We start from the raw sequence: 9,274 nt of genomic DNA, 5'->3' as shown, positions 1-9,274 counted from the left end.
TCGCCGCGAGCGCGACGCCCTGCGCGTGGTTGCCCGCGCTCGCGGCGACGACCCGGTCGAGGGTGCCGTTCTCCAGACAGCTCTTGATTTTGTTGTACGCGCCGCGAGTCTTGAACGACCCCGTCCACTGGAGGTGTTCGAGCTTGAGCGTGACCTCCTCGGCACCGGTCATCGATTCGAGCGACGTGCTCCGTTCGACCGGCGTCCGCTTGACGACCGACGGATCGTCGAGGCGCGCCCGTGCCGCCTCGATGGCAGCGAACGGGACGGGATCGTCGCCCGGCGTCATGGGAGATCGATGGCCACGTCCTCCTGAACGCCGGCCGCCTTGACGGTGTTGTACATCAGCATCGCGATCGTCATCGGGCCCACGCCCCCTGGCACAGGGGTGATCGCGCCCGCCCTCTCGCGCGCGCTCTCGAAGTCGACGTCGCCGACGAGTTCGTATCCCTTCTCCGTGTCCGCGTCGACGCGATTGACGCCGACGTCGATCACGGTCGCCCCCGCCGCTATCATCGACCCGTCGACGAGTTCCGGCACGCCAACGGCCGCGATCACGATGTCGGCGTCCCGGGTCACGGCCCCGAGGTCCTCGGTCCGCGAGTGGCAGACGGTCGTCGTCGCGTTCCCGCCCGGAGCCTTCTGGATCAGCAGGTTCGCCATCGGCTTGCCGACGATGTCGGAGCGACCGACGACGACGGCGTGTGCCCCTTCGGTCTCGACATCGGCGGCCTCGATCAGCTTCTGAACACCATGGGGCGTACAGGGTTTGTATCGGGCGTCGCCGGCAACGAGTCGACCGACGTTCTCCGGGTGGAACCCGTCGACGTCCTTGATCGGATCGATCCGTCGGAGCACCGCCTCGTTCTCGATGTGGTCCGGGACGGGCATCTGGACGAGGATCCCGTGGACGCCGGGGTCGTCGTTCAGTTCGTCGACGACGTCGAACAGCTCGTCGGCCGGTGCATCCGGATCGAGTTCGTGATGGCTCCCGTCGATCCCGAGGTCCTCACAGGCCCGTTGTTTCATCGAGACGTACGTCTCGCTCGCCGGATCGTCGCTCATCAACACCGTCGCGAGACCCGGGGTCACGCCCGCCGACTCGAGGTCGTCGATACAGTCCCGGAGTCCCTCACGAACCCCGTCCGCTACCTCGTTTCCGTCGATGACGTGAGTCATACCGACTCACCGCCTGTTCCGCCGCGCGCGTCCAGTTGGATAGGGATCATTGTTGGTCACCGTCACGCCCGGAACGAGCCCATCGACCCGGCGGCTGCCGAGCCGACTCGGTTCGATCGCCACGTACCGGGCGATGATGGTACGTATGAGTGCATGTCGTTATCAAATCACTGGCTCCGGCGTGGCTCCCCGTCCTCGACCGGACATAATTCCACAAACAATAAAAAATCCGTCAGTTATAGCCGAGCGACTGTCGGCGCGGTCCTCTCGGAGTGAAGTTCGTGTATACGCTCGCTTCAGTCGTTCTACCGCGCTTTTGGGCGCACTCTTGGTATCGGCAGAGTACGAGGTAACTCCCACTTTTATGAACACTGCATGAGACGTAGGTAGTAATGTCTGGTAACGAACCGCCACAGACGGAAGCGCAGGACCATCCGAACTACCCGAGCGTCGACCAGTCCGATCGAACGCTCCCGAGGAATTTGCGTCAGTCCGGCGACCCCGGCATCGAAATGCTCGTGTCCACCCGCGTTCGCAAGTCGCCGTTCTTCCACAAGTCGTTCGGGGAGAACGGGGCGTGGCGGGCGACGGTGTACAACCGCATCTACCACCCGCGCGGGATGTTGACACCCGAGGAGGGCGGGATGATGACCGAGTACGAGGCGTTAGTCAACCACGTCACGCTGTGGGACGTCGCCGTCGAGCGACAGATCCGCGTCAAGGGTCCGGACGCCGAGGCCCTGACGAACTACGTCATCACCCGCGATGCGACCCAGATCGAGCCGATGCACGGGAAGTACGTCATCCTCTGTAACGAGGACGGCGGGATCCTCAACGACCCCGTACTGCTGCGCCCCGGGGAGGACGAGTTCTGGTTCTCGATCTCCGACTCGACGCTGATGCAGTGGCTTCAGGGCGTCAACGTCGGTATGGACTTCGACGTCGAGATCGACGAGATCGACGTCGCGCCGATGCAGATCCAGGGCCCGAAATCCGTCGACGTGATGGAGGAGGTCGTCGGCGAGAAGGTCAAGGACATCCCCTACTACGGCCTGATGGAGGCGGAGATCAACGGGGCCTCGGTACTGGTGAGCCAGACCGGCTTCTCCGGCGAGAAGGGCTTCGAGGTCTACGTCCGCGACGCCTCGGAGAACGCCGAGAGGGTGTGGGACCCGGTCCACGAGACCGTCGTCAACCACGGCGGCATGCAGGTCGCGCCCGCCCATCACCGTCGTATCGCCGCAGGGATCCTCTCGTGGGGGCAGGACATGGACCACGAGACGTCGCCGTTCCAGGTCAACCTCGGCTACCACGTCCCGGACGACAAGGACGCCGACTACATCGGGAAAGCGGAACTCGAACGACAGAAGGCGCTGATCGAGGACGGCGAGTACCCGTTCGTTCACAAGATGGTCGGACTGAAGATGGCCGGCGAGCCGGTCCGCGATTACGCGCCCGACTTCTGGCTCATCTCGGATCCCGACACCGGCGAGGAGTGCGGCTACGTCACCTCGCCGTGGTACAACCCCGAACTGGAGACGAACCTCGCGCTCGGGTTCGTTCCGGCGGAGAAACTCGACGGCGACCCGATGGACGTGTACGACGGCGACGTCGAGACGGAGTTCCGCGTCCACCTGCCGGACGAATACGCCGAGGAGGAGGGCGAACCGGTGTACGCCAAGGTGTCGGAGGTTCCGTTTAAACCCTCCGTCAACCCGAGCGCTCGCGAACAGGCCAAACTCAACGCCGAACAGGACGCCTCCGAGTAGCCGCGAATCGACGGCAGCGCGCCGGGACCGCCCGTGGCCGGCGTGCTGTCGAAACACACACCTTGGTGGAGCGTGCAACCCTATCCGAAGCCGGTCACTAACGGAGCCAGATGATGTCATCAACAACCCAGACGACCGACACCGCGGACGGAGTAGCGGCGCTGCTCACGGAGCCGCGCTACGAGCTGATGCCGTTCGACAGTATGGGCGAGCAGTTGGAGCACCTCCCTGACGGCGCGGAGGTCGCGATCACGACCTCGCCGACGCTCGGGATCGAGGCGACGATCGAGTGGACGGAGACGGCGACCGACCGCGGCTACGAAGTCGTCCCGCACATCGCGGCACGCTACGTCCGTGACGTGGACCATCTCGAAGAGATCGCTGCCCGGCTCACCGACGCCGGCGTCACCGACGTGTTCGTCCCCGGCGGCGACCGTGAGGAACCGGCCGGCGAGTTCACCTCGGCGTACGACCTCCTGTCGACGCTCGACGGTCTCGACTACTCGTTCGACGAGGTGGGGATCACCGGTTATCCCGAGGGACACGACTTCCTCGACGACGAGACGCTCGCCGAGTCGATGGCGAGAAAGGAGCCGTACGCGACCTACGTCGTCACGCAGCTGTGTTACGACCCGAACGTGATACTCGCGTGGATCGACGAGATCCGCGAGCGCGGGATCGATCTCCCGATCGAGATCGGGATCCCGGGCGTGATGAAGTACCAGCGCCTGCTCGGGATCTCCAAGAAGGTCGGCGTCGGCGACTCCGTTCGGTTCCTCAAGAAGACGAGCGGCGTCGTCGGGTTCATCAAGGAGCTCGTCGGGTCCCGAGGGACGTACGCGCCGGACGACCTCATCGAGGGGCTCGCACCGTACGTCGCGGACACGCACTACGACATCCGGGGAGTCCACATCTACGCGTTCAACCAGGTGCCTGACCTCGAATCATGGCGTCGTGAGGCGCTGGCGGACGCCCGGTAGGTCCGTTACTCGTCGGGCGTTCGATCGTCACGTCCGCCGTCGTTCCGCTTCCGTTTCTGCTTGGGGTGCTCGGAGATGAACACGCTCGTGTGATCCGGCACGTCCTCGGTCACCCAGGAGTTCGCGCCGATGCTCACGTGGTTACCGATGGTGATGGCCCCCAGCACCTTCGTGCCGGCACCGATCACGACGTTGTTTCCGATGTCGGGATGGCGTTTGTACCCCTTTTTCAGTCTGCGCTCGTCGTCCTCGGCCTCCTCGAAGTGGAGCGCTCCGAGGGTCACGTCCTGATAGAGCCGCACCCAGTCGCCGACGGTCGTGGTCTCGCCGATGACGACGCTCGTCCCGTGATCGATGAAGAAGTACTCGCCGATCTCCGCGCCCGGGTGGATGTCGATCCCCGTCACCGACTTCGCGTACTCGGTCAGCTCCCTCGCGTACTCGGGCTCGCCCGCCAGATACAGCTCGTGGGCGACCCGCTGTATCACGATCGCTTGAAAGCCCGGATACGACCGAACGACCTCCACGTAGGACCGTGCCGCGGGGTCGCCTTTGTACGCCGCCTCGACGTCCTTCAGCAGCGTCTCCCTGAGGTCGGGGAGCAGATCGAGCACGTGATCGACGGTGTCGGACGGATCCGTTCCGGAGTACGGACGGATCCCTCGACAGTAGATGGTCCCCAACTCCGAGAGCGCGTCGCGTATCGCCGACGCGTCCGCGAGCAGCTCGCCCGCGTTCCAACACCGCGGAAACAGGAGCTGCCTGAGCAGTTCCATCTCCGCGCGACGGTGTCCCGACTCCGGGAAGTCCATCGCCGGACCCGTCGGGAACGGGTCGGCGTCCTCCTCGTACGCTTCGAGGAGTCGTTCGTGTGCGTCGCCGGCGTATTCGTACTCCATGTCCCCGTTATCCGTGGGGCGTACAAAACTCTTAAATCCGCGCCATCGACGAACCCCCGCATCCGCGTGCGTCGTCCCGTGATCGTATCTGCGCCCCGCGAGCGTTCCGTGAACCGACGGACACCTTTTCCCGTGTCGCGTTCACAGGGTATCGCGGGAGCGACCCGTCACCACAGCATGTCCGTTTCAGAGTTCGTGGCGTCGCGGATCCGCCGCCGGACGATGGGGATCGTTCTCGTCCTGTTGGCGGCGGTGGGGTTCGGAACGATCGCCGTCTTCGGCACGCTCGCGACCGCAACCGGGCTCAACAACCCCACGCTGCTCACGTTCCGGTTCGCCCTGGCGACCGCGCTGTTGGTCGGGTACCTCGCGTACCGCGGCGACGCCGCCAAGCCGTCCGGCCGTCGGCTCCCGGCGATGGTCGGACTCGGACTCGCGTACGCGGTGCTGACCGCGGCGTTCTTCCGGGGACTGTTGTCCGTTCCCGCCGGTCTCGCGACGATAACGCTGTACACCTATCCGGTGTACGTGTTTCTCATCGGTGCCGCCGTCCTCGATGAGCGACTGACGGTCCGAAAGCTGGTGGCGCTCGCGGTGGCCGTCGTCGGCGTCGGTCTGATCGTCGGCGTCGACGCGGCCGGCGTCGACCCGATGGGGATCGTCCTCGTGTCCATCGCGGCGATGGCGTACGCGGTGTACACGACGGGGAGCCGGGCCGCCGTGGAGACGATCGGAGCCGACCGCCTCGCCACGGCGGCGATGGCGACCACGGGTGCGTGCTTTCTCGCGTACGGGCTCGCCACCGACACGCTGTTCCTCCCGACCACGAGCCGCCAGTGGGCGATCATCGTCGGTCTCGCGGTCGTCGGGACAGTGGTACCGATCCTCCTGTTCGTCAACGGGCTCCGGTTCGTCGAGGCCGGTCGCGCGAGCATCGTCTCGACGATCGAGCCGGTCGTCACCGTACTGCTCGGCATCGCGGTGCTCGGCGAGCGGCTCTCACCGCTTATCCTTCTGGGTGGAACGCTGGTTCTGGTCGGCGTCGTCCTCATTCGGTCAGGAGAGCCAACGGACGACCGAGTCGTTTCCGCCTCGGAGTGAGCCGATCACGACCCATGTCGCGACGTCGAACGCTCGATCCATCGATCCGATCGAACTCGCGGGTCCCCACGTCTCGATTCGGTATCTATCTCCGTTTATTCTCTATAATATATATGTACTTGATATTGTCTATTTCGAGGCACACATGCCGTCACTGTCGTTGCACTCACGCTGTCGTCGACGCCCCACATCGTGGCGTTACTCGTCGTCGACGAGCGTTTCCTCGATGAGTCGGGCGGCACCTCGCCGTAGCCGTCCGCTCGCTGCCGTGTTCGAGATACCGAGGATTTCGGCCAACTCGTCCAGCGAGACCTCCCGTGGCTCGTCGTAGTAGCCGTATCTGTACGCGTTGACGAGCGCCTCTATCTGTGCCGCGGTGAGATCGGATTCGGACCCCGAATCGAGTTCGCCTCGCTGCTTCAGTTCGATGATGTCGAAGCGGATCCCCTCCTCGATCGCGTACTCGTTTAGTTCATGTAATACGTCATGTCCTTCGAGCTGTAATCGAAGCATCCATCCGTTGAGATGGCTTCTCGTTTCGAGCGTCAGTCCACCTCGATCGGCGATCGCGGGCGTGATCAGCTTCGCGTCGTCGCTGTACTCGATCCGGTAGGTCCGCTGCGCTCCCGTCTCCAGGACCGTCGAGAACTCGGCAACCGTGTGATCCGCGGCGATCTCCGCCTCCACCGCGTCGAACTCCGTCGCCTCGATGCGGAAGAAGTAGACGGTTCGCTGCGGGTCGGTCCCGGCGTCGCCGATCACGCTGATATCGACGTCGGACGTCGACCGGATCGTCTCCGCGAGCGCGAGATCCGGATGCTCCACGTACACTCGCGTCGTTATCATGGCCGTTCCCGTTCCGGTTTCTCGACGGCCAGTCCCGTCCCGATCAGCGCCTTCAGTCCGCGCTTTATCCGGCCGTTGACGGCCGACGGCGAGATGTCGAGGACCTCGGCCAACTCGTCGAGGGACGTCTCCCGGGGCTCCGTGAAGTATCCTCGTTCGGACGCCGCCACGAGCGCCGACCGCTGCTGGTCGGTGAGCGGGTCGGGATCGACGGTCGTGATGTCGGACTGCAGTCGCCGAGAGTGGTCGAGCACCTCGAACTCGAACCCTTCCTCCCGTGCGTACTGCCAGACGTCCTGGATCCCGACCGCATCGGGGAAGAACCACCGTTCCCGCCATCCGCGTGCGATCCACTCCGGGCGCGAGCTCCGGGCGTCCAGCACGACGCCACCGTGTTCCGTCACCTGCGAGGCGAGGAGTTTCGCGTCCGCGGTGAACTCGATCCCCCACACGCTCCGGTCGTCGACCGCCCGGACCGGTTCGACCTCACGGACCGTGCGGTCGTCGTCGAGCGCCTCTCGTACGTCCTCGGCGGCTGCGTTTTTGATGCGGAAGAAGTAGACGTTCCGTGACGGCGTCGTGCTCGTCTCGTCGACGATGTGAACGCTGGCCTCGGGTAACGCGCCGAGCGTGCTGGCGAGCGCACCGTCCTCGTGAGCGAACCTGACCTCAGTGATGATCGCCATGGGGGAGCGTCGTCGTTCCCGAACGTACTACTCCCCGTCTCTTAACAGCTGGTGTCGGCGGGCGCACGCTCGACCCGCAACCGCTCGAACCCGGTGCCGCGTCCACTCACGATCCCGCGACGGCGCTTCTCGCTTCCGTCTCGGCGGCCTGCCGGAGTCGTTCGAGTATCGTCTCGCGACCGATGTCCCGTTCGTGTTCGGTGGCGATACGCCCGACGACGAGGTCGATCAGGTCGAGCTCTCGAAGCAGCTCCCGGGTCTCCTCGCGGCCGAGCTCGAGCCCCTGTTGGACCTCGTACACCGTGTTCGACCGCGATATCGTCTCGACGAGCGCGTCGACGGTGACGTCCTCACGGAGGCCGATCCCGTCGGTCACGGCGATCGGTGGGCACGGGTCGGCGTCGGATCCGTCGCCCGGATCGTCGCCCGGATCGTCGCCCGAATCGGTCGGCGCTGACTCGCGTCGGTCGTCGTCCGAACTCGGCGTCCCGTACGAGTTCGGCTCGTGGATCCCGTAGTCGATCATGTACCGGCGGACCGTTTCCCCCGTGACGTCCATCTCGATCGCCTCGCTCATCTCGGCGAACGTGTCACACGACTCGTACACCTCGGCGAGCAGGTCCGGGTCTCGGAAGGGTGGAACGCTTCGCTCGCGCCCCGCGATCTCGTCGTTCGATGCGCCGATCTCGCCGGCGTCGACGCCCCGATCTCCGTCCTCATCGTCGCTTCCGGCCCCATCGTCGCGTGCGCTGTCGACGTCGCCAGCCGTCCCACTCCCGGCGGAGTCGACCGATTCCCCGTCTCCGTCGGCGGGGGCGGTCGGCCGCGCTCGGCGGTCCTCGGCGGTCGACGGGGACGCGCCGTCCCGGATGGACACGCGGACCGTGACCGTGACGGTTCCGTCGGCCCCCACGTGCGTTCCCGTCGGCTCCACGTCGATGTCGTCCGCGGCGGGCGGCACGACGGCGTCGTTCGTCTCCAAGGCGATCCGGAACCGACCGTCGTCTCCGATGGACGCATCGATCGGGGAGAGTGCCGTGTCGCGTCGATCCGCGGACGGCGAGATCCCGATCTCGACGTCGACCGTCGGCCCCGTCTCGGTGTCGAGACGGTCGACGAACTCGACGCCCTTTACCGTCCCGACGCCGCGTTCGAATCTCTCGAGAAACCCGCCCATCCTCTGGAGATCGCTCCCGACGCTCATGACGTCCGTTCTCACGTGACGAACCTCCATGAACATCTGTGATGAATAGTGGCGGTGTTTATAAGTAAGCGCCGAGGTCCGGCTCAGCGGCGTCCGTACAGTTCGGAGACGAACGGTCCGAACGCGCCGGCGACGGCGGTCGAGAGCGCCGCGGCGCGATCGACCCGACCGTCCGTGAGCGCGCCGGCCGCGCCGCCGCGTCTCGCGATCCCGGTGGTGTCGAGGACGTCGTCCATCACGGGACCGAGCTCATCGCCGTCGTCGAGTCGTGTCGCCACCGGCTCCGGGAGCCGGAGGCTCGGGCCGGCACCGTGACCGGTCCGGCTACCGTCGTCGACGACGGCCCACATCACGAGGAAGAGCCCGTCGACGCCGTCGAACTCGGCGACTCCGCCCTCGATACCCACCCCGAGATCGTACCCACCCTCGGCGAGGACGGCCGACGCACGGTTCTCCGCACCGGCGACCGTCTCCTCGTGGCCGCGCGGCTGCTCGCTCACTCCGGAGGGTACGGGGACGGCCTCGACCGTCGGTCCGTCGGCGACCGCTCGCTCGACCGCGCGTCGCTTCACGGGGTTCCCGCTCCCGACTCCGATTCGCATGGTGGGAG

Annotated in this window: 10 protein-coding genes; 3 read left to right on the top strand and 7 right to left on the bottom strand. The window is 65.7% G+C overall.

Features of this window, described 5'->3' with window-relative positions; all coding sequences use genetic code 11:
- Both ACNSN7_RS11310 and ACNSN7_RS11305 read right to left on the bottom strand, forming a co-directional pair.
- Positions 1-289, bottom strand: a 289-nt coding sequence (locus tag ACNSN7_RS11310; RefSeq protein ID WP_418282390.1) for a pyridoxal-phosphate dependent enzyme, incomplete at its 3' end; no start/stop codon positions are given.
- Complete coding sequence (locus ACNSN7_RS11305) at positions 286-1,179, bottom strand: bifunctional methylenetetrahydrofolate dehydrogenase/methenyltetrahydrofolate cyclohydrolase (protein WP_418282389.1); 894 nt, start codon at positions 1,177-1,179, stop codon at positions 286-288. The genes ACNSN7_RS11305 and ACNSN7_RS11310, both read right to left, overlap by 4 nt.
- Positions 1,180-1,571: 392 nt before the next feature.
- On the opposite strand from ACNSN7_RS11305, the gene ACNSN7_RS11300 reads away from it, so the two are divergent.
- Both ACNSN7_RS11300 and ACNSN7_RS11295 read left to right on the top strand, forming a co-directional pair.
- Positions 1,572-2,948 (top strand): aminomethyltransferase family protein, encoded by a 1,377-nt coding sequence (locus tag ACNSN7_RS11300; protein ID WP_418282388.1) that lies wholly within the window; start codon positions 1,572-1,574, stop codon positions 2,946-2,948.
- A gap of 113 nt (positions 2,949-3,061) precedes the next feature.
- Positions 3,062-3,928 carry a methylenetetrahydrofolate reductase gene (locus tag ACNSN7_RS11295; protein ID WP_418282395.1) on the top strand — a complete coding sequence of 289 codons (867 nt, stop codon included), beginning with the start codon at positions 3,062-3,064 and terminating at the stop codon, positions 3,926-3,928.
- Between the two features lie 5 nt (positions 3,929-3,933).
- Here ACNSN7_RS11295 and epsC read toward each other — a convergent pair whose 3' ends face one another.
- A complete protein-coding gene (gene epsC / locus ACNSN7_RS11290) occupies positions 3,934-4,827 on the bottom strand; it encodes a serine O-acetyltransferase EpsC (protein WP_418282387.1) in 894 nt (297 codons plus the stop codon).
- A gap of 177 nt (positions 4,828-5,004) precedes the next feature.
- Here epsC and ACNSN7_RS11285 point away from each other — a divergent pair, with 177 nt between their 5' ends.
- Complete coding sequence (locus tag ACNSN7_RS11285) at positions 5,005-5,928, top strand: DMT family transporter (RefSeq protein ID WP_418282386.1); 924 nt, start codon at positions 5,005-5,007, stop codon at positions 5,926-5,928.
- 198 nt (positions 5,929-6,126) lie between these two features.
- Here ACNSN7_RS11285 and ACNSN7_RS11280 read toward each other — a convergent pair whose 3' ends face one another.
- The 4 genes from ACNSN7_RS11280 to ACNSN7_RS11265 all read right to left on the bottom strand — a co-directional run bounded on the left by ACNSN7_RS11280 (position 6,127) and on the right by ACNSN7_RS11265 (position 9,266).
- On the bottom strand, positions 6,127-6,774 hold the full coding sequence (locus tag ACNSN7_RS11280) for a helix-turn-helix domain-containing protein (RefSeq protein WP_418282385.1): 648 nt from the start codon (positions 6,772-6,774) through the stop codon (positions 6,127-6,129).
- Positions 6,771-7,460: a helix-turn-helix domain-containing protein gene (locus tag ACNSN7_RS11275; protein ID WP_418282384.1), complete on the bottom strand. Its 690-nt coding sequence runs from the start codon at positions 7,458-7,460 to the stop codon at positions 6,771-6,773. The genes ACNSN7_RS11280 and ACNSN7_RS11275 overlap by 4 nt, the downstream gene beginning before the upstream one ends.
- Before the next feature lie 106 nt (positions 7,461-7,566).
- On the bottom strand, positions 7,567-8,679 hold the full coding sequence (locus tag ACNSN7_RS11270; protein WP_418282383.1) for a DUF8073 domain-containing protein: 1,113 nt from the start codon (positions 8,677-8,679) through the stop codon (positions 7,567-7,569).
- 68 nt (positions 8,680-8,747) lie between these two features.
- A complete protein-coding gene (locus tag ACNSN7_RS11265; RefSeq protein ID WP_418282382.1) occupies positions 8,748-9,266 on the bottom strand; it encodes a DUF84 family protein in 519 nt (172 codons plus the stop codon).
- Between the last annotated feature and the right edge of the window lie 8 nt (positions 9,267-9,274).

Origin of the sequence: Halorubrum rarum (assembly GCF_048380895.1) — an archaeon.
Lineage (GTDB): Archaea > Halobacteriota > Halobacteria > Halobacteriales > Haloferacaceae > Halorubrum.
This window is presented reverse-complemented; position numbering and strand designations above follow the sequence as displayed.